Genomic DNA, 22452 nt, shown 5'->3' with positions numbered 1-22452 from the left:
AGGCCTCGAACGAGCGGGTCTGATCACGATGACGGCGAGCGCGGAGGCATGGCCTTCTGCGGATAGATCGTCTCGTGGCGGGCGAGCATGGCGACGAACTCGGCGATCTTCCGCTCGCGGGTCTGTGCCCGCTTGACGGCGTTGAGGCGGTGGATGAGAGCGAACCGGTTGGTCTTGGTGAGGACGTCGAACATGGCCTGGGCGGCGGGCTCGGCGGCGATGGCGGCGAGGAGGTCGGCCGGCACCTCGGCCTCCGATGGCGGGGCGTAGGCGGCCGCCCACCGCCCGTCCGCCTTCGCGGCCTCCACCGCGGCCCGGCCCGGGGGCAGCATCCGCCCCTGGGCTTCCAGCCGGGCCACGTGGGCGACGTTGCGTTGTGACCAGGAACTGCGGGGCCGGCGAGGGGTGAACCGGATCCAGGAGGTCTCCTGGTCCCGTTTGCGGGCCTGCCCGTCGATCCAGCCGAAGCACAGGGCCTCGTCGACCGCCTGCTGCCAGGTCAGGCTCGTGACGGTGCCGCCCTTCCTGGTCAGGGCGAGCCAGACGCCGGGCGACGTGGCGTGGTTGGCCGACAACCACGCGCGCAGCGCCTCGGCGTCCGCGACGATCAACTCATCCAGTTCCCCGCTCGCCATGACGGCAGACTAACCGTCGTGCCGGTGCGGCAGCCCTGCCGTCGGCCCGCCCGACTCACCGGGGTCCACCCGACCCATCCCAGCGGTCCGGCGGTCCATCAGGTAGCACCGGGCTGGCCGTCCGCTCGTGCGGCGGCGACGGCGGCTGCCAGGCGGGTGAGGCGCGCGCCCTGGAAGCGGGCCGTCTCGAGGACAGCCTTGGCGTACTCGGGATCCCGGCCGGCGCGGCTCTCCACAAGGCTGACGCCGTACGGGTTTCCGCCAGCGGCGTGCGCCGTGTCGTAGTTGAGGTAGCCCGTGGGCAGGACGATCGCTCCCCAGTGGTGGAAGGTCTGGTAGAGGCTGAGCAGGGTCGCCTCCTGGCCGCCGTGTTCCTCGTAGGTGGCGGTGAAGCCGGTCGCCGGCTTGTCGGCCAGCTCCTCCGCCTGCCACGGGGCGGTCGTGGTGTCGAGGAACTGGCGCAGTTGGGAGGAGACGTTGCCGAAACGGGTCGGCGTGCCGAAGGCGTACCCGTTGGCCCACCGCAGGTCGTCCAGGGTGGCGAGCGGGATGTCGGCGGTGGCGTCGAGGTGGGCCCGCCACTGCGGTTTGGCTTCGACGACGTGCTCCGGTGCCAGCTCCGCCACCCGGCGCAGGCGGACCTCCGCGCCGGCGTCGGCGGCTCCGTCGACGAATGCCTGTGCGAGGCGGTGCACGGTGCCGGTGGCGGAGTAGTAGATGACGGCGATCCTGGCGCGGGTCTGCATGGTTTCCTCCGGGGTCGGCTCGGTTCCCGGTCAACCGTGCCGAGCAGGCTTACCGTTCGCTGACCATCCCCTCACCGCCGCCGCCGAGCGCCTGTTCGTCGAGTTCGAGCTGTGCGCCGCGACTCGTCTCGGCGGCGAGGTCCTCGCCGCCGAGCGCCTCCCGGAGGCGGCGGGTGATGCGCTGGACGTCATGCTGCTCGCCGGGGGGCAGCGGCGCTCCGACGGCCTCGCGCAGCGCCCGGGCCGCACCGAGCAGCCGCGCGGCGGCGCGATGGTCACCGCCGAGGCTGGTGGCCCCGGCCAGGCCCTCGAAGGCCAGGGCGACCGCCCGGTGGTCCCCGGTGGCGCGCGCCGCGTCGAGCGACTCCCGGTGGCGGCGCTCGGCCAGGACGGCATCACCGCGATGCTCCGCGATGAACCCCAACTCGGCCAGCGCGAGCGCGCAGCCCGGCAGGTAGCCGGCGCTGCGGTTCCAGTCGAGCAGGTCCCGCTGCCGGGTCTCGGCGGCGTCGAGGTCGCCCCGCCGTCGCGCGATCATTGCCAGGCCCGTGCCGGCGAAGGCGGCGGCGGAGCGGCTCGACTGTTCCCGCGCGACCTGTAGCGCGCGGTCGTGACTGGCGGCGGCCTCGTCGAGGTCGCCGCGCAACAGGGCGAGCCGGCCGATGCACGCCAGCTGCCGGGACACCGACGTCCACAGCCGCAGGTGTTCGGCGATGCGTAGCGCCTCGCGGTAGTGCGCGGCGGCGCGGTCGTAGTCGCCGTGGATCTCGGCCAGGGTGCCCAACAGGCTCGTCGGATGCACCTGTCCCCAACGGTCGCCCAGCTGCCCGAACAACGACCGGCTGGTCTCGCAGTCGCGCTGCGCGGCGGCCAGGTCGCTGCGGAGTACGACTGCGAGGTCCGCCCGGGTGGCGCAGGCGGCTGCGATGCCCCACCGGTCCCCGTCGGCGCGGAACGCGGCCAGCGCCGCGTCGACCAGGACGCCGGCCTCGTCCGGATCTCCGGAACCGAGCATCATGGACGCGAACAACCACTGCGCGAACGCCCTCTCTGCTCCGTCGGCGTCCTGGTAGGACTTCAGGATCCGTTGCCGGGGGGCGGTCGGGTCCCCGTCACGGGTGGCGAGAGCGGCCAGCCACATGTCGGCACGCCGCCGCAGCGCGTCCGGTGCGAGGTCGTCCTCGCTCCTGGCGACGATGTCCAACGCCGCACGCAGCGACCTGCTCATCTCCCCGTACCGGCCCCGCAGCAGCCGGTACCAGGCCAACGAGGTGGCGAGCGTCAGGCCCACGCCGGCCTGGCCCTCGGCGGCGGCGACGTCGAGGGCCGCCCGCAGGTTCGCGTTCTCGGCGTCGAGTTCGCGTAGCGCAAGACTCTGGTTGTGACCACGGAGCCGCCCGGCGGCCCGCTCGGCGAGGCGCGCGAAACACGTGGCGTGCCGGCGACGGGTCGCGGGCAGTTCGCCGGCGCTGTCGAGCTGATCGAGGCCGTAGGCGGTCACCGTCTCCGCCAGCCGGTAGCGTCGCGGACTCTCGCCGTGGCGCACCATGACCAGCGACCGGTCGATCAGCCGCGCCAGCACGTCGAGGACCTCGTCCGAGGCCACCTGCCCGCCCGCGCACACCTGCTCGGCGGCTGCCAGCGTGGCGCCGTCGGCGAAGACCGCCAGCCGGCGCAGCACCGCGCGTTCGGGAGGCGACAGCAGCTCCCAGCTCCAGTCGAGCACGGCGCGGAGGCCCTGCTGGCGGGCGGGCGCGGTACGCCGGCCGGAGGAAAGCAGCCGGAAACGGTCGTCGAGCCGCGCCGCGAGCTCGCCGGGGTCGAGCACGGGCAGCCGGGACGCGGCCAGTTCCAGCGCCAGCGGTACGCCGTCGAGGCGCCGGCAGATGGTGGCGATCGTGTCGGTGTTCCGCTGGTCGACGGTGAACCCTGGCTCGGCGGCGCGGGCGCGGGCCACGAAGAGCCGGACCGCCGGGGCCACGGCGATCTGTTCCGCGTCAGCTCCGGGCTTCGGCAGGGCCAGCGGCGGCACCGGTAGGACGACCTCGCCGGGGATCCCGAGCGGTTCGCGACTCGTCGCCAGGATGCGCAGGCCGGCCGCGGCACCGAGAAGTCTCTCGGCCAGCCGGGCGACCGGCGCCACCACGTGTTCGCAGTTGTCGAGCAGCAACAGCATCCGCCGGTCCCGCAGCGCGGCGAGAAGGCGGTCCATCGGCTCACGCGGTCGGTCACCGGCCAGGCCGTCGTCGCGGATCTCGAGGGTCGCCGCCACCGTGTCGACGATGTCGGTGCAGGTCGTCTCATCGCCGCAGCGCGGCTGGCCGGCCAGCTCGACGAGCCAGACTCCGGCGGGGAAGGTGCCGGCGAGCACGCGGGCGACCTCGAGCGCCAGCCTGCTCTTTCCCACCCCGCCCAAGCCGGTCAGCGTCACCAGCCGCCCGCTCGTCAGCCGCTCCCGTACCGCCTCGACGGCCGTCTCGCGCCCGATCAGTCCGCCGTACGGGCCAGGGGACAGCGGTGCCGGCAGGTTGGTCCGGGCCGGAGCCGTCGGCGGCGCCGAGGGGTGCAGGGCGGGATCCTGGCGCAGGATCGCCCGATGCAGCTCGGCCAACTCCTGCCCGGGATCGATGCCGAGCTCGTCGCGCAGCTGCCGACGGAACCGCTCGTAGGCGGACAGGGCTTCCCGCTGGCGTCCCGAGCCGTACAGGGCGCGCAGGTGGGCGGCCCGTAGCCGCTCCCGCCACGGGTGGCGCTCGACCAGGTCGGCCAGCTCCCCGGCGAGCAGGTGGTGCTCACCGAGATCGAGCCGAGCCTCGGCCAGCTCCTCCAGCGCGGCCAGGCGCTGGTCGTCGAGCCGCTCGGCCGCCTGGCGCACGAACCGCTCGTCACGGAAGTCGGCGTACGGGGAACCGCGCCACAGCGACAGGGCCTCCGTCAGCGCCGCCGCCCGTTCGACCGGTTCCCGCTGCGCGCCCGAACGTGCCAACAGAGCGGCGAAGCGGCCGGCGTCGACCGATTCCGACGACGTCCGCAGCCGGTAGCCGGCGTCGCCGGACTCGACCAGCGCACGGCCACCCGCCTCACCCGCCTCCAGCGCCCGACGCAACTGCGACACCTTGGTCTGGAGCGCCCCGAGCGCGTTGCCCGGCGCCGCGTCACCCCAGAGGTCCTCGATCAGCCGGTCGGCGCTCACCGGCCGTCCCTCATGGACCAGCAGGTCGGCCAGGAGGGCACGGACCTTCAGGCCGGGCACGGGGACGGGTGTGCCGTCCGACGTCCACACCGCGATCTCGCCCAGCACTCCGAACCTCACGGCCTCACATTAGCCAGCCAGCTCTCCCAGCTCCGCGAACGTCCGTCGGCCGCCGGGCCGCCCACCGGGGCTCGGTGCCGGCGTCACCGACGCGTCCGTCAGCCGACGATCAGTCGGCGGTAAGGGGTGCCGGACAGGCTCGACCGACCCGACACCGGAGGAATGAGATGGATCGTCTTCAGCGGCGCGGAGCCGCTCACGGCCACGGGCAGCCCGCACCGGGGCGGGTGACCACACCCTGGCTCGCCCTGCTGGCCGGTCCGCTGTCGTACGGGATCGCCGCACCGGCCCTGCTCCTCGACGACCTGGCGCGCGCGACCGGGACCGGGGAACGGGCCGCCGCGGCCGGCGTGACGGCCTTCGGCTGGGGGATCGCGTTGGGTACGCCGCTGCTGGCGGCGCTGCTGGCCCGTCGCGGCGTACGGGCGGCCCTGACCGCCGCGGCCGCGCTGGTGGCCGCGGGAACGCTCGTCCTCGTGCTGGTGCCGACCGTGCCCGCGCTGGTCATCGGGGCGGCGGTGCAGGCACTGGGCTCCGCCGGCCTCACCGTGACCGCGATGAAGCTGGCCGACTCCGCCCGGCAGATGGGGGTGGTCGCCGCGTCGCTGGCGGTCGTGGGGGCCACCGGTCCGCTGACCGGCGCGCTGGTTGCCGACATCTCCTCGTGGCAGGCGGCGCTGGCGCTGCCGCTGCTGGCGGTGCTCGCCGTGCCCGCGGCCCGCCGCGGCAGCGCCCCGCCGGACGCGGCGCCGACGCCGTTCGATCCCCTCGGCATGGCTCTCCTGGCGCTGCTGGTCACCGCAGCCGTCCTCGTCCCGCACCGGCCGCTGGTGACCGGCCCGGCCACCGTCGCGCTGCTGCTCCTGCTGGTGGCCTGGATCAGGGTCCGTCCGGACGGTTTCCTGCCTGCCGCGGTGGCGCGCGACGGCCGGTTCCTCGCGGCGTGCGCGCTGGCCTTCGCGCTGGGAGTGGTGAACTTCGCCCTGCTCTACGCCGCGCCGGACCTGCTGCGGCAGCACGCGGGCTGGGCAGGCGCCCGGAGCGGGGTGGTGCTGCTGGCGCCGTACCTGATCGGCGGCTTCTGCTCCGGGTTCCTGGTCGCGGCGTCCGCGCGGGTGCCACGCCGCGTCGCGGCCGCCGCGCTGCTCGCCACCGGCGCCGCCGCGCCGCTGCTGGCGGCGGTGACCACCGCCGTACCGCTGCTGCTGGTGGCGATGACGCTCGCCTCCCTGGCCGCCGCGACCGGCCAGGGCGTACTCGCCCTGCACGCGACCGGCGTCGTGCCCGCCGCCCGGCGGGCCGAAGCCCTGGGTCTGTTCAACCTCGCCTACCTGCTCAGCGTCGCGTTCGGACCGGCGATCGCCGTGGCGCTGTCGCAACCGACCGCCTGACCACCTGTCCGGTGCGGCAGACAACCTCGACCAGTGCCACGGCGACAGCATCGGCGCCTGGATCGCCCCCCGGGTCCGCCGGTGATCGCTGCCGGCCGCTGGGTGGTCGGTGGTCGTGGGCTTCCGGGAGTTGAGGCACGTGCTGTCGGGCATCGCGGGGCTGCTTCGGCGCCGGCAGGGCCGGAGCGCACGGCGGGCCGGGCGTACGGTCGGCGCGGGGTGTCCGAACCGGTGGTCGGCGGGCGGGCCCCCGCCGACCACCGGTCCGGGGTCAGCGGGCCGGTCGCGGGGTGAGGACGAAGGTCAGGACCGCGGCGACGACGGCGATGACGGCGCCGGTGGTGAAGCCCCGGGAGAAGCCGGCGGTGCTGGTGCCGGCGATGCTGGCCGCGGCCATGCTCGACACCACGGCGGCACCCAGCGAGGCGCCGAACTCGTGGAAGGTGCTGACGATGCCGGACGCGAGACCGGCCTCGTGCGGCGCGACCTGACCGAGCGCGACGGCGGAGGCCACGACGAAGAGGACGCCCGTGCCGGCGGCGGCGACGGCCACCCCGACGACGAGGGCCAGGGTCCCGTCGACGAAGGCCGGGACCGCCATGCCGGCCGCCGCGACGAGCAGCCCCAGGACGCCGAGGGTGCGCGCCCCGGTCCGGCCGATGGCGCGGCCGGCGGCGTTCGCGCCGAACATGGTCGTGATCGCCACGGGCAGGAAGAGCAGCCCGGTGCGCAGGGCGCCGTAGCCCTGGTGGTCCTGGAGGTAGAACGTGCCCAGGAAGAAGACGCTGATCATCAACGCGGTCGCGACGAGGATCAGCAGCGCCCCGACCGCCACCGGCCGGCGGAGCAGGAGCCGTAGGTCCATCAGCGGGCTCGCGGCGAGGCGCTGGCGGACGACGAACGCGGCGTAGAGGAGCACGGCGGCGACCAGCAGCAGCAGGATCGTCGGGCTGCCCCAGCCGACGTCGCCGGCCCGGATCAGCGCGTAGATCAGCGCACCGGTGGCGGCCGTCACCAGCACCGCGCCGGGCACGTCGAGTCGGGCCGTCGCGCCGGTGGGCGCCTGGGGCGGAAGCTGCATCCGCAGGGCCAGCAGCAGGATGATCCCGACCGGCACGTTGATGAAGAACACCCAGGGCCAGCCCGGCCCGGCGGTGAGCAGGCCGCCGAGGAGCACGCCCAGGGCGGCGCCGCCGCCGCCGAGCGCCGACCAGATGCCGAGCGCCTTGTTGCGCTCGTCGCCGTCGAAGATCGTGACGATCAGGGACAGGGCGGCGGGGGAGAGGATCGCCGCGGCGACACCCTGCCCGACGCGACCGCCCAACAGCAGGGGGCCGCTCGTCGCCAGCCCGGCCGTCAGGGACGCGGCGCTGAACAGCAGGAGCCCCGCGAGGACGAGGCGTCGGGCGCCGAACAGGTCGGCGGCGCGGCCACCGAGCAGCAGCAGGCCGCCGAAGGCGAGGGTGTACCCGCTGACGACCCAGGTGAGGGCCTCCCGCTCCAGCCCCAGGTCCGCGCCCATGTGCGGCAGGGCGATCGCGACGACGGTGACGTCCAGGATCAGCATCAGCTGGGCGATGCCGACGAGGCCCAGGATCCGCCAGCGCTGCGGGTGCGGGCTCGCGGGTGTGGTGGTTTCGGTTGCGGTCACAGGTTCCGCCATGGCTGCCAGGCTCCTCCGCCAAGTTGAACGGTAGTGTTCAAGTTACGGAGACACGTTAACTCATGCACGCCTGTTCGACTTAGGGGAAGTTCCATGACACGCCCACTCGCCAAGCCGGCCCGTCGGGCCGACGCCCAGCACAACGTCGAGAGAATCCTGGAGGCGGCGGTGAGCTGCCTGAGCCGTGACCCCGACGCCAGCGTCAGCGAGATCGCGCAGGCGGCGCGGGTGGGGCGGGTGACCCTCTACGGCCACTTCCCGTCGCGGGACGCCCTGGTCGAGGCCGCGCTGACCCGGGTGCTGGCCGAGGGGGAGGAGCTCCTGGCGGGCCTCGACCTGACCGGCGACCCGCGGGACGCGCTGCGCGTCCTGATCCGGTCGAGCTGGCTGCTGATCGCCCAGTCGAGCGCCGTCCTGGAGGCGGCGCAGGCGTCGCTGCCGCCCGAGCGCGTGCACGAGCTGCACGCCGAGCCGGCGCGGCGCGTCGACCAGCTGATCCGTCGGGGCCAGGACGAGGGGGTGTTCCGGGTCGACCTGCCGGCCAGCTGGCTGACCAGCGTCCTGCACCACATCATGAAGGGCGCCGCCGTCGACGTGGCCAGCGGGCAGGTGGACCGGGCGGACGCCCCGCGCCTGATCTCCGAGACGGTCCTCGCCGCCTACCGCGTCGACGGATAGCGCGAACGCGTACGCCCGGCGGGTGTGCCGACCGCGTGGCGCGGGTCGGCGACGGCCCGGGCCCACCGGCGACCCGGCCCGCCACCGGCCGGAGCGCGGGAGGGCGCTCCGGCCGGTACGGCTACGCGGACGCCTGGTACGTCGACTGCATCTTGTGCGAGAACCACTCGCCGACGGTCACCCGGTCGAGCCCGGCCTCGGCGCTCTCCTGCGCCAGCGGGCGCATCGGCTCGATGGTGGTGTCGTGGTTGGGCAGGTAGAAGAAGGGGATGGAGACGCGCGAGGGCGCGTCGGTCCCCTCCGGGTTGACCACCCGGTGCACGGTCGACGCCCACCGGCCGCCGGTCCAGAACGCCATCAGGTCGCCGATGTTCACCACGAAGCTGCCGGGGATGGCGGGCACGTCCAGCCAGTCGTCGTCGTCCCGCCGCACCTGGAGCCCGCCCAGTTCGTCCTCCACGTAGAGCACCGTCAGGCTGCCCCAGTCGGTGTGCATCTCCCGCCGCAGCACGCCGTCGTCGGGTGCCGGGTAGTAGTAGTTGGCGATGATCAGCGACACGTGCTCGTCGAACTTGCTGTCGAAGAAGTCCTCCGGCAGCCCGAGGGCGAGCGCGAACAGCCGCATGATGTCCGCCGACAGTTCGGTCATGGCGGCGATGTACTCGTGCCAGACCGCCTTGAAGTCGTCGTCCGGCCAGATGTTCGCCACCTTCCAGGTGGCCGGGTGCGTGCCGAGGGCCGCGCGCTCCTCGTCGCTCAGGTCGCCCGTCACGTGCGCGGCGAACGCCTCGTACGGGCCGCCGGGGCGGCGCAGCCCCGACACCCCGGAGCCGCGGTTCGCGCTCCGGTCCTTCTCCTCCTCCGGGCGGGTGAAGAAGCCCTTCGTGGTGGTGTACATGCGGTTCACCAGGTCGTCGGGCACGCCGTGCCCCACGACGGTGAAGAACCCCGAACTCTCGCACGCCTTGCCGATGGCCGCCGCGATGGCGGCGCGCCCCTCAGCGGTGGCGCGGCCCGACAGGTCGATCGCCGGTACGAAATCCTGGACCACAACGGGTTCCACAGCTGCCCGCCTCTCTAGCGATGTCAATACATTGATCGAAGCAATCCCCGGTCACCGGCCGGGAATTCGCCGCGACCCCGCCTCCCCCATGTGTGGGTAATTGCTCGACGCACCTGGCGGTAAGGCAATGTTGAGAGCGACAGACATTCACATGCACCATTGCGTTGTGGCGTACGAGGACGAGCAGGTGTCGCAGATGGTCGGGACGCTCGCCGAGGCGGGCCGCCCGCTGCCCGCGGCGGCCGTGGGTCGGCTCGTCGCCGACGCGTCGGGGATCGCGGTGGAGCCGACCGTGGACGTGCTCGTCGCCGCCGCGGCGGGGAACCGGTTGCTGCTGACGGCGCTGCTCGAAGGGATCCGCGCCGAGGGCGTCACCGACGGGCCCGGGCGGGCGCGGACGCCGAGACGGGTCCAGGAGGTGGTCCGGGCCATGCTGCGCGGCACGCCCACCGGCTCCTGGCAGCTGCTGCGGGTGGCCGCCGTGCTCGGCCGCCGCTGCCAGCTCGCGGAGCTGGCGGCGATGACCGGCCGGAACACCGCCCAGATGCTGCCCGACCTGGACGCGCTGCTCGACGCCGGCCTGCTCGACTGGGCGGGTGACGACCTCGCCTTCCGGTACGAGCTGGTGTGGTGGGCGGTGCTCGACGCCCTGCCGCCCGCCGTACGGCAGGCGCTGCGCGCCGACCGCGAACGCCTGCGCCGACGCCGGGCCGTGGCCGGTGCGCCCCGCGTCGCCGAGCCGTCGGCGGAGCCCGTGGCCCCCGCCGACCTGCGACGCAGGATCGGGCTGCGCTCCGCGTCCGCCGCCCGGGAGCGCCGCCCGGACGCCGGCGGCGCGTGGGAGTCGTTCAGCGGCGTCGAGCGGGCCATCGCGCGCCTGGTCGCCGAGGGCATGACCAACCGGCAGATCGCGACCCGGGTACGGCTGTCGCCGCACACCGTCAACTACCACCTGCGTGGCCTGTTCCGCCGGCTGGGCATCTCCTCGCGGGCGGAACTCGTGCGTCACGTGCCGCTCTCCTCCGCCGCGTAGCGGCGGTCCGACCCTCCGGGCGCCACCGCCACATCGCGTTTTCCGGCGCCGTTCAAGCCGAATTCGACCTGGGTTCGACCGTGCCGGAATGACTACCCTGATGAGTAGTGCCGAATCGGTCGGGTGCTCATTCTGGTAGTCGGGGGAACCGCCGCCAGGCAGTAGTGTCGCCCGTATCGAAATTCGTTGGGTCAGCGGCAGGTAAATCCACGGGTACGACCGTGCTCACACCCGAGGGAAAACATGAACATCCGTACGCAACCGCGTGTCCACGAACTTATCGCCGTCCGCGCGGCATCGCAGCCCGACCGGATCGCGGTCGTGCAGGGCGACGCGCGCATCAGCTACGCGGACCTGGAGCGCCGGGCGAACGGCCTGGCCCGGCACCTCGTCGACCGGGGCGCCGGCGCGGACTCCGTGGTCATGGTCCACCTGGAACGGTCCATCGACGCCGTCGTCGGCCTGCTCGCCACCTGGAAGGCGGGCGCGGCCTACCTGCCGGTGGACCCGGGGCTGCCGGACAGCCGGGTCGAGGCGTTCGTGAAGGAGACCGACTGCACCATCGTCATCACCCACGAGCGGGACGTGGCGCGTTTCGCGGATCTGCCGGTCACGGCGCTGACCGCGACCGTCGCGGCCGGCGTCGCGACGGCCCCGGCCGTGGCGGTGGGCGGCGGGGACGCCGCCTACGTCATCTACACCTCCGGCTCCACGGGTACGCCGAAGGGCGTCGTGGTCGAGCACCACTCGCTGAGCCACCTGTGCGGGGAGCTGGCCGGCCGCTACGGCGTCACGCCCGACGACCGGGTGTTGCAGTTCGGCGCGCTCTCGTTCGACACCTCCATCGAGCAGATCACGGTCGCGCTGCTCGGCGGCGCGACGCTCGTGCTGCCGGAGCTGAGCTGGGCGCCCAGCGAACTGCCGGAGCGGCTGCGGCACCACGGCGTCACCGTGATGGACCTGACCCCCGCGTACTGGCGACGCTTCCTCGCCGAGGCCGGCGCGGAGGCCCGTGACCTGCCGGTGCGCATGGTCATCGTGGGCGGCGAGGCGGTCAACGCGGAGGACTGCCGTACGGCGCTGGCGCTGATGCCCGGGGTGCGGCTGGTCAACGCCTACGGGCTGACGGAGACCACCATCACCTCCTGCCTGATGGAGCTGACCGCCGACGTGCTGCCCGACCGGGGCGCCGCCCCCGTCGGCAGGCCGCTGCCCGGCACCGCCGTGTACGTCCTCGACGCCGACGACCGACCGGTCGCCCCCGGCGAGCGCGGCGAGATCCACATCGGCGGCCGGGGCGTGGCGCGCGGCTACCTGACCGAGGACGACGCCGGCCGCTTCCGGCCGGACCCGTTCGCCCCCGAGCCCGGGGCGCGGATGTACCGCACCGGCGACCTGGGCGCCTGGACCGCCGAGGGCAACCTCGAGGTGGTCGGGCGCATCGACCGGCAGGTCAAGATCCGTGGCTTCCGGGTGGAGCCCGGCGAGATCGAGGCGACGCTGGCGGCGCACGACGGCGTCGACACGGTCGCGGTCACCACGTACGAGCACGACGGCCAGCGGCGCCTGGTCGCGTACCACACCGGCCCACGGCCGCTGGACGTCGCGGAGCTGCGCGGGTTCGTCGGCCGCTACCTGCCCGACTACATGGTGCCGACGGCGTTCGTCGCCCTCGACGAGCTGCCGCTGAAGGCGAACGGCAAGGTCGACCTGGCCGCGCTGCCCGCGCCGCAGGCCACGGCGGTCGCGGCGGAGAGCGTGGACGACACCCCCGTCGACCTGGTGGAGCGCGGCGTGGCCCGGCTGTGGGGGCAGGTGCTGGGCGTGCCCCGGGTGCTGCCGGACGACAACTTCTTCGCCCAGGGCGGCAACTCTATCCTCGCCGCCGAGCTGCTCGCGAAGATCCGTGGCTCCTTCGGCGTGCTCATCACCCAGGTGCGCCCGCTGATCCGGCTGCTGCTGGAGGACGCGACGCCGCGCGGCCTGGCCCGGGCGGTACGCGAGGCGCGGGCCGGCACGCTCGCCGGCGACGACACCCGCAAGCGGGTCGACTTCGCCGCCGAGACGCGGCTGGACGTGGAGATCCGGCGCGACGTGTCCGACGAGCCGCGCTGGCAGGACCCCCGCCACGTGTTCCTCACCGGCGCCACCGGCTTCCTGGGCATCTACCTGCTGCGGGAGCTGCTGGACACCACGGACGCCGTCGTGCACTGCCTCGTCCGCGCCGGCGGCCCGGAGCAGGGCCTGGCCCGCATCCAGGCCAACGCGCGGCACTACTTCGGCGAGGACCTCGCCGGTCACCGGGCGGCGGGCCGGATCGTCGCCGTCCCCGGCGACCTCGCGACGCCCGGGCTCGGCCTGTCCGAGGCGGCCTTCGACGAGCTGGCGCGCACCGTCGACGTCATCCACCACCCCGGCGGGACCGTCAACTTCATCTACCCGTACTCGCACATGCGGCCGGCGAACGTCGACGGCACCCGCGAGATCATCCGGATGGCCGCCCGGCACCGCAACGTCCCGATCCACTACACGTCGACCATGGCGGTCGTCGCGGGCTTCGGCACCGGCGGCGTCCGGCACGTCGACGAGGACACCCCGCTGGCGTACGCCGACCACCTCTCCGTCGGGTACGTGGAGAGCAAGTGGGTGGCCGAGGCGCTGCTGCACCGGGCGGCCGAGCAGGGGCTGCCGGTGGCGATCTACCGGGCCGCCGACATCTCCGGCGACCGGGTCAACGGCGCGTGGAACATCGCCACCGAGATGTGCGCCATGAAGAAGTTCGTGGTGGACACGGGCACCGCCCCGGTCGCGGAACTGCCGCTGGACTACACGCCGGTCGACGTCTTCGCCGCCGCGGTCGCGCACATCGCCCGGGCGTCCCGCCCCGCCGGCGAGGTCTACCACCTCACCAACCCGGGGAAGGTCAACATCTCGGTGCTGGTCGAGCGCCTGCGGGCGCACGGGCACGACATCCGCGAGGTGCCGTGGGCCGAGTGGCTCGACGAGATGGTGCGGGTCGCGGTGGAGCAGCCCGACCACCCGATGACCCCCTTCGCGCCGCTGTTCATCGACCGCTGCGCGACCGGCCAGATGAGCGTCGCCGAGATGTACCTGGAGACGACGTTCCCGGTCTTCTCGCGTACCAACGTGGAGCGGGCGCTGCACGGCAGCGGCATCGAGATCCCGACCGTGGACGCCGGGATGCTCGACCGCTACATCGGCTACCTGACCCGCACCGAGTTCCTGCGGGCCGCGTGATGGGCTGGGAGACGCTCGACCTCACCGAGGCCCCCGCCGACGGGCCGGTCGCGTTCGGCGACGACCTGTCCGCGACGACGCTGCTGGACGCGTACCGGCACGGGCTGTTCCCGTTCCCGGCCGACACCGAGGAACGGAAGATCGTCAGCGAGTTCACCTACGAGGCGGACGTCGCCGCCGGTCGGATCGCCGTCCTCGCCGGCAGCGCCGACCCGTACGCCGTCGCCTGGTGCTCGCCCGACCCGCGTCCGGTCATCCACGTCGACCAGGCCCGCATCCAGCGCAGCCTGCGGCGGCAGCTGCGCAACAAGGTCGAGTGGACGACGACGCTCGACGCCTGCTTCGACCGGGTCGTGCAGCACTGCCGCGCCGGCCGCGAGCCCCGGTGGCTCACCGACCGGCTCGTCTCGACGCTGCGCGAGCTGCACGCGGCCGGGCACGCCCACAGCGTCGAGGTGTGGGAGGGCGACGAGCTGGTCGGCGGCACCTTCGGCGTACGCGTGGGCGGCCTGTTCAGCGCCGACTCCCAGTTCGCCCTGCGCAGCGGCGCCGCGAAGGTCGCGGTCGCGTGCCTGGTGCGGCGCGTCGCGGACAGCGGCGGCGCTGCGGTCGACGTCCAGCACGACGGCGACCACGCGAAGCTCATCGGCGCCGTCGCGGTGCCCCGGGCCGAATACCTGGCGCTGCTGCGCAAGCACGCCGACGACAACTGCGCCATGCCCGCGGACCCGCTGCCCGCGCGCAGCCTGGCCGCCTGACCGACGGGAGGTGACCCGCATGCGCGTGCTGACGCTCGCCGAGCGACCGGACCTGCGCGACGGGATGCTCCACATGGAGGCGTCCTGGCCCGACTACATCCCGCCCGAGCCGATGGTGGTCGGCTGGGCCCTCGACCGGTACCCGGAACACCAGCTCGTCGTGCTCGACGCCGACGACACGGTGATCGCCCGCGCGGCCAGCGTGCCGTTCGCCTGGGACGGCGACCCGGCGAGCCTGCCCGACACCGGCTGGGACGCGGTGCTGGGGTTGAGCATGCTCGACACCGCCGCCGGCCGCGAGCTCACCGCGCTGTGCGCGCTGGAGATAGCCGTGGTGCCGGGGATGCAGGCGCGGAACATGTCGGGACGCGTCCTGGCGGCGGTCAAGGACAACGCCCGCCGGCACGGCCTGCGCGACGTCGTGGGCCCGGTCCGGCCCAGCGGCAAGCACGCCGAGCCGCACGAGCCGATGACGGGGTACGCCGCCCGGACCCGCGACGACGGGCTGCCGGTCGACCCGTGGCTGCGCGTGCACGTCCGGGCGGGCGGGCGGGTGCTCCAGGTCTGCCCGGCCTCCATGACGATCTCCGGCAGCCTCGCGCAGTGGCGCGCCTGGACGGGGCTGCCGTTCGACACCAGCGGACCGGTCGTCGTGCCGGGTGCCCTGACCCCGGTCGCGGTGAACGTCGAGCACGACCACGCCGTCTACGTCGAGCCCAACGTGTGGGTTCGACACCCTCTCGCGGAAAGGCATGACCGATGACCAGCACCGTTCCGGCCACCCTGGCCTCCAAGATCCGTAACCGTGCCGCGCTGATCGAGATCATCGGCGGGTACATGGCCTCGCAGTCGCTCGCGCTCGCCGCCGAGCTGAAGCTCGCCGACCACATCCACGACGGCCGCGTCACGAGCGCGCAGCTCGCCGAGGCGACGGGCACCCACGCGCCGTCGCTGCACCGGCTGCTGCGGACCCTCGTGGCCGTCGGCGTGCTGACCGAGCCGACGCCGGGGGAGTTCCGGCTGACCGAGGTGGGCGAGCAGTTGCGCACCGACTCGCCGAACTCGCTGTGGGCGTTCACCCGGTTCTTCACCAACCCGACGCTGTTCTCGTCCTGGCAGCAGGTGCGGCACTCCATCGAGACCGGTGAGTGCGCCTTCGACCACGTGCACGGCAGGAACGCCTACGTGCACCTCGCCGAGCACCCCGAGCTGTCCGCGCTGTTCAACGTGGCGATGGGCCAGGAGTCCAGGGCGTCCGCCCAGCTCGTCGCCGACGGGTACGACTTCTCCGGCGTCCGTACGGTGGTGGATGTCGGCGGCGGCGACGGGACGCTGCTCGCCGCGATCCTCGGCACCCACCCGCACCTGCGGGGGGTGTGCTTCGACAGCGCCGCGGGCGTGGCCGAGGCCGCCGGCGTGCTCGCCGCCGCCGGGGTCTCCGAGCGCTGCGAGATCGTCGCGGGCGACTTCTTCTCGTCGGTGCCGGGCGACGGCGACCTGTACATCATCAAGAGCGTCTTCCAGGACTGGGACGACGAGAACGCCCGCAAGCTGCTGGCCACGGTGCGCGCGCACCTGCCCGCCGGCGCGACCCTGCTGATCGTCGGATCCGTGCTGCCGGACACCGCGAACACCGACAACCCGGTGATGTTCTACACGGACATCAACATGCTGGTGACCGCCGGCGGCCGGGAGCGGACCGAGAGCGAGTTCCGGTCCCTGCTCGCCGAGACCGGCTTCACCGTCGAGTGGTGCGGCCACGGCGCCGCCGGCCCCCTCTCGCTGATCAAGGCCGTGCCGGCCAGCTGACGCGTCGACGACGGACCACGTCCGCACCGCCCCGGCGGGCGGACGTGGCCCGTGCGCGTCCCGCACCAGAGCACCCGCCGACGGGGAGGCAACGATGTCCAGACCGAGTTTCGGCAAGGAACTGCTGCGCGGCAGGCTGCGGATCGACCTGCTCGACCCGCTGCCCGACGCCGGGATCGACGCCGACGCCGAGGCGTTCCTCGCGCGGCTGCGCGCGTTCTGCACGGATAAGGTGGACGGCCGGCTCATCGAGCGCGACGACCGGATCCCCGACGAGGTGGTCGAGGGCCTGCGCGACCTCGGCGCGTTCGCCATCAAGCTCCCCCGGGAGTACGGCGGGCTCGGCCTGTCCGGGGTCTGCTACCACCGCGCCCTGATGATCGTCAGCAGCGCGCACTCCTCGCTCGGTGAGCTGCTCGGCGCGCACCAGGCGATCGGCCTCATCCAGCCGCTGCGGCTGTTCGGCACCGACGCGCAGAAGCGCGAGCTGCTGCCGAGGTGCGTACGCGAGATCTCCGCCTTCGCCCTCACCGAGCCCGACATCGGCAACGACCCCTTCCGGATGCGGACCACCGCCACCCCCACGGACGACGGCGGCTACCGCCTCGACGGGGTGAAGCTGTGGACGACCAACGGCACCATCGCCCACCTGATCGTGGTGATGGCACTGGTCCCGCCGTCGGAGAGCGGCCCGGGAGGCATGTCCGCGTTCGTGGTCGAGGCCGACGCGCCGGGGGTCACGGTGGAGCACCGCAGCTCCTTCCTGGGCCTGCGCGGCCTGGAGAACGGGGTCGTCCGGCTGCACGGGGTCCGGGTGCCGCAGGGCCGCCGGATCGGGCCGGAGGGGCAGGGACTCCAGGTGGCGCTCGCCGCGCAGGACACCGGCCGGCTGTCGATGCCCGCCGTCTGCGCCGCCGCCGCCAAGTGGAGCCTGAAGATCGCCCGCGAGTGGTCGGGCGTACGCGTGCAGTGGGACCGGCCCATCGGCGAGCACGAGGCGGTGGCGGGCAAGATCGCGTACATCGCGGCGACCGCCTTCGCCCTGGAGGCCATGGTCGAGGTGTCCGGCCGGCACGCCGACGCCGGCCTGCTGGACACGCACACGGAGGCCGAGCTGGCGAAGCTGTTCGCCTCGGAGCAGGCGTGGCGCGTCGCCGACGAGCTCCTGCAGATCCGGGGCGGCCGTGGGTACGAGACCGCGGAGTCCGCCGCTGCGCGCGGTGAGCGCGGCGTCCCCGTCGAGCAGCTTTTCCGGGACCTGCGCGTCGGCCGCATCTTCGACGGCTCCAGCGAGGCGCTGCGGGTGTTCGTCGCCACCGACGCGCTGGCCGACGAGGAGGAGACCCCCGGCGAGCGGAGCGCGCCGGTCACGCCGCCGCCCGGCTTCGGCGACCTGGCCGGGCACCTGTCGTTCGTCGACGCGACAAGCGCCGAGCTGGCCCGGCACCTCGCCGACGGCCGGCAGCGGTGGGGCGAGGCGGTGGCCGAGCGGCAGCTGTTCCTCGGCCGCGTCGTGGACGTGGCCGCCGAGCTGTACGCGATGACCGCCGCCTGCGTGTACGCCAGGGCGCTCGGCGGCACCGCGCCCGAGCTGGCCGACGCGTTCTGCCGGCAGTCCCGGCAGCGGGTGGCGGAGCTTCGCCGGCGGCTGCGGGACGACACCGACGGCGACGACGTCGCGCTCGCCCGGCGGGTGCTGGGCGGGGACTTCACCTGGCTGGAAGAGGGCGTGCTCGACGCGTCCATCGAGGGGCCGTGGATCGCCGAGCCCGCACCGGGACCGGCGACCCGCCCGAACCTGCACCGCACGATTCGGAGGTGACCCGTGGACGAACACGTGGCAGAGCTGGTGGCGCAGGGCCGACGGTCGCTGGAGATGGCGCCCAACCGGTTCCTGGAGCAGCTGGAACGCGGCGAGGTGCCGGTGGACCGGTTGGCCGCCCTGGCCGGCGAGCTGCACCACCTGGTGTCCAGCGACCGGAGCAGTTTCGCGTTCCTGGCGGCCCGCTTCCCCGAGCCGCTGTTCCTGGCCATGGCCGGCGCGGAGGAGGAGGCGCTGGGGCTGCTGCCGGACTTCGCCGCCGCCGTGGGAGTGGGGGAGAAGGAGCTGCGGGCGTACGAGCCGCGGCCGCTGGCCCAGGCGTACCCCTCCTTCATCGTCCGGACCGCCGTGTTCGGGCCGCGCTCGGCGATCCCGCTGGCCCTGCTGGTCAACGTCGAGGAGTCGGGCGGCTTCTACGCCCGGGTGGCCGACGCCCTCCAGGCGCGGTACGGCTTCTCGGACGCGGCGGTCGCCCACTTCCGCTACTTCGCCGAGACGCCGGCCGAGGTGCTGGAGCAGGCGGCCGGCGTGGTGTCGGCGGGGCTGGCGGCGGGCGACGACCCGGTGGAGGCCCTGCGCGCGGCGCGGATGGTGCACGCCTACGAGGCGGTGTTCTGGGCGACGATGACCGGGTGAGGCCGGGACCGGGGTGGACCCGCCATCAGGGCAGGTCCACCTCGATCCGGCGGTCGATCCGGTCCTCGATCCAGGTGCTGGTGTCGACGAGCCACACGCGGTCCGGCGTGACCTGGTAGATGCGGTGCTCGGCCGGCGGCAGCAGGGCCGACACCGGCAGCGTGTACTCCGCCCTGCTCGCCTCGTCGGGCAGCAGGGCGTCGTAGAAGGTGGCGTGGTGGGTGCGCACCTCGTCGGGGGTCAGCTCCCGGCAGGTGCCGGTGAACTGGGCGCCGTCGACCTCGGTGAGCCCGCCGCCGGTGACGAAGAGCGCCCCGCTGACCCTCGGCCGGGCCGCCACGTGCCTGCTGTGCCGCGACCGCGTCGCGGAGCCGAACAGGAAGCGCAGCGGGTCGGGCAGCCACGCGTACTGGAGCACGGACGTCCACGGCCGGCGGTCGGCGGACAGCGTGGACAGGGACAGGTACTTCGCGCCGGTGAGGACGCGGTGCAGCCGGTCGGCGAGGTCCATGGTTCAGCCCACCTCCGCGAGGGACGTCCCGGCGATGTACGCGATCCGCGGCCCGGCCAGGCGTACGTAGTCCCGCGTGTCCAGGGCGATCGACATGTCGAGCCGGGCGGCGTTGAAGTAGATCTCGGGCTCGTCGAGCAGTCGGGGATCCACCACGAGTTCCAGGTCGTCGCGGAAGCTGAACGGGATGATCGTGCCGCTGACGCAGCCGGACAACTCCTCCGCCGTCTCCCTGGTCGCGAACGACACGTACGTGCCGTCCCACATCTGCCGTACGGCGTCGAGCGCGACCAGCCGGTCACCGGGGACGACGGCCAGCACGAAGCGGTTCACCTTCTTGCCGAGCTTGACCCGGGCGACGATGCACTTCGCCGCCTGGCACAGCGGGTGGCCGCGCAGCCGGCTGGCCGGCGAGGTGACGCCCTGCGGCTCGTGCGGGATGAGCCGGAACCGCGCGTCGTGCGACTCCAGCAGACCGGTCAGCCGCTGGTAGGTGTTCATCGCCCGTACTCGTAGAAGCCCCGCCCGGACTTCTTGCCGAGCAGACCGCCGGCCACCATGCGGGCGAGCAGCGGCGGCGGCGAGTAGAGCGGCTCCCGGAACTCCTTGTACAGCGACTCGCCGGCCGCGGCCACGATGTCGAGCCCGATCAGGTCGACGAGGCGCAGCGGGCCCATCGGGTGCGCGCAGCCGAGCGTCATCGCCTTGTCGATGTCGGCGACCGAGGCCATGCCGGACTCCACCATCCGGACGGCGGCGATCAGGTACGGGATCAGCAGCGCGTTCACCACGAAGCCCGCCCGGTCCTTGGCGCGGACGACCTGCTTGCCGAGCACGTCGGTGACGAAGGCGTCCACCGTGTCGACCGTCCGTGGGTCGGTGCGGACCGAGCCGACGACCTCCACGAGCGCGAGCACCGGCGCGGGGTTGAAGAAGTGGATGCCCACCACCTTCTCGGGCCTGTTGGTGACGCCACCGAGCTGCACGATCGGGAAGGACGACGTGCACGAGCCGAGGATCGCCTCCTCGTCCTCGACGACCTTGTCGAGCGTGGCGAACACGTCGAGCTTGATCGACTCCTGCTCCGACGCCGCCTCGATCACCAACTGGCGGTCGGCGAAGTCGGTCAGGTCGGCGGTGAAGGCGATCCGGGCCAGTGCCGCGTCCCGGTCCGCCTCGCTCAGCTTGCCCCGGCTCACGGCGCGGTCCAGCGACGCGGTCAGCCGCGCCCGACCCGGCGCGACGGAGGCTGGTCGCGACACCGCGACGAGCACGTCCAGCCCGGCCCTCGCGCACGTCTCGGCGATCCCGGCGCCCATGACCCCGCACCCGACGACGCCGATCCGGCGAATCCTGTCCATGTTTCTGCCTCCGCACACGCGTTAACAAATGGTTTGCCGCGGATTTCGGTGAGTAGGGCGGGATCGCCGCTCCCTGACAAGTGTCGTGGAAGGACGATAGGTTGGGCCGCTGTGCCGACGCAATGATCTGCGCCTTTGTCCAGTCGAATTCGTGGCGGGCGCGAGAAGGTCGTTACCCGGCAGTTCCCGATCGACAGTTACCTTTTTTTGCGTTAACTCATCAGCTAGGAGGCGCACTATGGTCGACTTCAGCGCTGCCCCCACCACCCAGATCGACAGCCGCGGCGGCAAGTGCCTGTACGCGCAGATCGACGAGTTTCGCGCCGCCGGCCCCGCGGTGGCCGTCGAGTTGCCGGAAGGCATGTTGGCCTGGTCGATCACCCGCGGCGACGTGGTCCGGCGCCTGCTGACCCACCCCGGGGTCTCCCGCAACGTCACGAAGAACGTGCCCAGCTACACCCCCGGCGAGATCAAGTGGCTGTCGCCGTGGGTGGACGTCGAGTCCATGTCCACGGCGGAGGGCCGCGAGCACCAGCGCCTGCGGCAGCTCGTGGCGCCGGCATTGACACCGAAGCGGATCGACGCGATGCGCCCGCACGTGGAGCTCGTCGCCGAACGGCTGCTCGACGACCTGGCCACGCGCCCGTCGGACGAGCCGGTCGACCTGCACACCATCTACTCGCAGCAGTTGCCGACCAGGGTGATCTGCGACCTCTTCGGGGTGCCGGACGATCTGCGGTCCGAGGTGCTGCGCATCCTGCGCGTGGTGCTGAACACCGACAACGTGCCGGAGGAGGAGTCGGCCGCCGTCTACGTCGACATGAACGTCGCCATGCGTACGCTGATCGACCTGAAGCGCCGCGAGCCCTCCGACGACCTGACGAGCTTCCTGATGGCGGCCCGGGTGGAGGGCGAGGAGCCGCTCAGCGAGCAGGAGCTGGTCGACATGCTGCTGCTGCTCATCGGCGGCGGCAGCCAGACGACCGTGACGCTGATCGACCACACGGTCCGCGAGCTGCTCGCCCACCCGGACCAGCTGGCCACCCTGCTGGCCGACCCGGCCCGCTGGCCGGACGCGATCGAGGAGGCGCTGCGGGCGCACTGCCCGGTGGCGGCGCTGCCGATGCGCTGGGCGAAGGAGGACATCGACCTCGGCGAGGGGATCGTCATCCGGGCGGGCGACGCCATCCTCATCAGCTACCTGGCGCACGGGCGCGACCCGGCCGTCCACGAGAACCCGGGGGTGTTCGACATCGACCGGGAGAACAAGGAGCACCTCGCGTTCGGGGCGGGCCCGCACTTCTGCCCCGGCGCCCGCCTGGCGCGACTGGAGGCGGCCGTCGCGGTGCCGGCGCTGTTCGCGCGCTTCCCGAACCTCGCGCTGGCCGTGCCGCCGGACGAGATCGAGCCGCTGCGCTCGTTCATGGCGAACGACGTGGCGTCGCTGCCGGTGCTGCTGCGACACGGTTAGGCGACCACCGCGCCGCCCCGGCCCGGGGACCCGGGCCGGGGCGGTGGCGTGGGCACGGTCAGGCGCGGCAGCACGCGACGGTCGACCGACCGCCGGGAACTGCCGCGCCTGACCGTGCCCGGCTGTCGTCGCGGCGGCGCGGGGGAGAAGGCCGGGTCGACGCGTCCGCGTGGCGGAGGCGGCCACGGCCCTCGCGTGGGTGTCGCTCACCCCACCAACGCCGGTACCTGGATTTTGGTGTCGTGTTCGAGGATGCGGTGTTGGAGTTCTTGGAGGCTGCGGCCGGGTTCGAGGCCGAGGCCGT

18 protein-coding genes are annotated in these 22452 nt (G+C 73.4%); 10 read left to right on the top strand and 8 right to left on the bottom strand.

Going from position 1 to position 22452, the window contains the following annotated elements; all coding sequences use genetic code 11:
• Nucleotides 1-23: 23 nt before the first annotated feature.
• From AC5L34_RS07635 to AC5L34_RS07625, 3 genes are all read right to left on the bottom strand, one after another.
• On the bottom strand, nt 24-635 hold the full coding sequence (locus AC5L34_RS07635) for a YdeI/OmpD-associated family protein (RefSeq protein ID WP_494824240.1): 612 nt from the start codon (nt 633-635) through the stop codon (nt 24-26).
• A gap of 98 nt (nt 636-733) precedes the next feature.
• Nucleotides 734-1381 carry an NAD(P)H:quinone oxidoreductase gene (gene wrbA / locus AC5L34_RS07630; RefSeq protein WP_441178110.1) on the bottom strand — a complete coding sequence of 216 codons (648 nt, stop codon included), beginning with the start codon at nt 1379-1381 and terminating at the stop codon, nt 734-736.
• Between the two features lie 49 nt (nt 1382-1430).
• Nucleotides 1431-4694 carry an AfsR/SARP family transcriptional regulator gene (locus AC5L34_RS07625; RefSeq protein ID WP_494824239.1) on the bottom strand — a complete coding sequence of 1088 codons (3264 nt, stop codon included), beginning with the start codon at nt 4692-4694 and terminating at the stop codon, nt 1431-1433.
• A gap of 227 nt (nt 4695-4921) precedes the next feature.
• On the opposite strand from AC5L34_RS07625, the gene AC5L34_RS07620 reads away from it, so the two are divergent.
• The gene (locus tag AC5L34_RS07620; protein ID WP_441178108.1) at nt 4922-6085 is read left to right on the top strand and encodes an MFS transporter; all 1164 of its coding nucleotides are present in this window, start codon (nt 4922-4924) and stop codon (nt 6083-6085) included.
• Nucleotides 6086-6356: 271 nt separating this feature from the next.
• Here the strand turns inward: AC5L34_RS07620 and AC5L34_RS07615 are convergent, their stop codons facing one another.
• Nucleotides 6357-7736 (bottom strand): MFS transporter, encoded by a 1380-nt coding sequence (locus AC5L34_RS07615; RefSeq protein ID WP_441178107.1) that lies wholly within the window; start codon nt 7734-7736, stop codon nt 6357-6359.
• A 105-nt stretch (nt 7737-7841) separates the two neighbouring features.
• Here AC5L34_RS07615 and AC5L34_RS07610 point away from each other — a divergent pair, with 105 nt between their 5' ends.
• On the top strand, nt 7842-8426 hold the full coding sequence (locus AC5L34_RS07610; RefSeq protein ID WP_441178106.1) for a TetR/AcrR family transcriptional regulator: 585 nt from the start codon (nt 7842-7844) through the stop codon (nt 8424-8426).
• 121 nt (nt 8427-8547) lie between these two features.
• Here AC5L34_RS07610 and AC5L34_RS07605 read toward each other — a convergent pair whose 3' ends face one another.
• The gene (locus tag AC5L34_RS07605; RefSeq protein WP_494824236.1) at nt 8548-9489 is read right to left on the bottom strand and encodes an isopenicillin N synthase family dioxygenase; all 942 of its coding nucleotides are present in this window, start codon (nt 9487-9489) and stop codon (nt 8548-8550) included.
• Nucleotides 9490-9655: 166 nt separating this feature from the next.
• Between AC5L34_RS07605 and AC5L34_RS07600 the strand changes: the two genes are divergently transcribed.
• The 7 genes from AC5L34_RS07600 (at nt 9656) to AC5L34_RS07570 (ending at nt 18805) form a co-directional block, all read left to right on the top strand.
• Nucleotides 9656-10522 carry a helix-turn-helix transcriptional regulator gene (locus AC5L34_RS07600; protein WP_494824235.1) on the top strand — a complete coding sequence of 289 codons (867 nt, stop codon included), beginning with the start codon at nt 9656-9658 and terminating at the stop codon, nt 10520-10522.
• 243 nt (nt 10523-10765) lie between these two features.
• Nucleotides 10766-13780: a non-ribosomal peptide synthetase gene (locus tag AC5L34_RS07595; protein ID WP_494824233.1), complete on the top strand. Its 3015-nt coding sequence runs from the start codon at nt 10766-10768 to the stop codon at nt 13778-13780.
• Nucleotides 13780-14538: a leucyl/phenylalanyl-tRNA--protein transferase gene (locus tag AC5L34_RS07590; protein WP_441178103.1), complete on the top strand. Its 759-nt coding sequence runs from the start codon at nt 13780-13782 to the stop codon at nt 14536-14538. The genes AC5L34_RS07595 and AC5L34_RS07590 overlap by 1 nt, the downstream gene beginning before the upstream one ends.
• A gap of 19 nt (nt 14539-14557) precedes the next feature.
• A complete protein-coding gene (locus tag AC5L34_RS07585; protein ID WP_441178102.1) occupies nt 14558-15301 on the top strand; it encodes an N-acetyltransferase in 744 nt (247 codons plus the stop codon).
• On the top strand, nt 15298-16347 hold the full coding sequence (locus tag AC5L34_RS07580; protein ID WP_441178101.1) for a methyltransferase: 1050 nt from the start codon (nt 15298-15300) through the stop codon (nt 16345-16347). The genes AC5L34_RS07585 and AC5L34_RS07580 overlap by 4 nt, the downstream gene beginning before the upstream one ends.
• A 94-nt stretch (nt 16348-16441) precedes the next feature.
• Entirely contained in the window at nt 16442-18169 is a 1728-nt protein-coding gene (locus AC5L34_RS07575; RefSeq protein ID WP_441178100.1) for an acyl-CoA dehydrogenase family protein, read from the top strand.
• Nucleotides 18170-18172: 3 nt separating this feature from the next.
• Nucleotides 18173-18805, top strand: a complete 633-nt coding sequence (locus AC5L34_RS07570) for a hypothetical protein (RefSeq protein ID WP_494824231.1) — start codon at nt 18173-18175, stop codon at nt 18803-18805.
• Between the two features lie 25 nt (nt 18806-18830).
• Here the strand turns inward: AC5L34_RS07570 and AC5L34_RS07565 are convergent, their stop codons facing one another.
• From AC5L34_RS07565 to AC5L34_RS07555, 3 genes are read right to left on the bottom strand one after another with little or no spacing between them, the layout of a single operon-like run.
• Nucleotides 18831-19316 (bottom strand): pyridoxamine 5'-phosphate oxidase family protein, encoded by a 486-nt coding sequence (locus tag AC5L34_RS07565; RefSeq protein ID WP_494824229.1) that lies wholly within the window; start codon nt 19314-19316, stop codon nt 18831-18833.
• A gap of 3 nt (nt 19317-19319) precedes the next feature.
• Nucleotides 19320-19817, bottom strand: coding sequence for a YbaK/EbsC family protein (locus tag AC5L34_RS07560; protein WP_089001724.1), 498 nt, complete (start codon nt 19815-19817; stop codon nt 19320-19322).
• Complete coding sequence (locus AC5L34_RS07555; protein ID WP_441178097.1) at nt 19814-20677, bottom strand: 3-hydroxybutyryl-CoA dehydrogenase; 864 nt, start codon at nt 20675-20677, stop codon at nt 19814-19816. Before AC5L34_RS07555 ends, AC5L34_RS07560 begins: the two co-directional genes overlap by 4 nt.
• 238 nt (nt 20678-20915) lie before the next feature.
• On the opposite strand from AC5L34_RS07555, the gene AC5L34_RS07550 reads away from it, so the two are divergent.
• On the top strand, nt 20916-22148 hold the full coding sequence (locus AC5L34_RS07550; RefSeq protein ID WP_357714802.1) for a cytochrome P450 family protein: 1233 nt from the start codon (nt 20916-20918) through the stop codon (nt 22146-22148).
• Nucleotides 22149-22452 lie beyond the last annotated feature (304 nt).

It is taken from the genome of Micromonospora sp. ZG13 (assembly GCF_059359355.1).
Note: the sequence above shows the minus strand (reverse complement) of the source record. Positions and strands in the feature narration are given on the sequence as shown.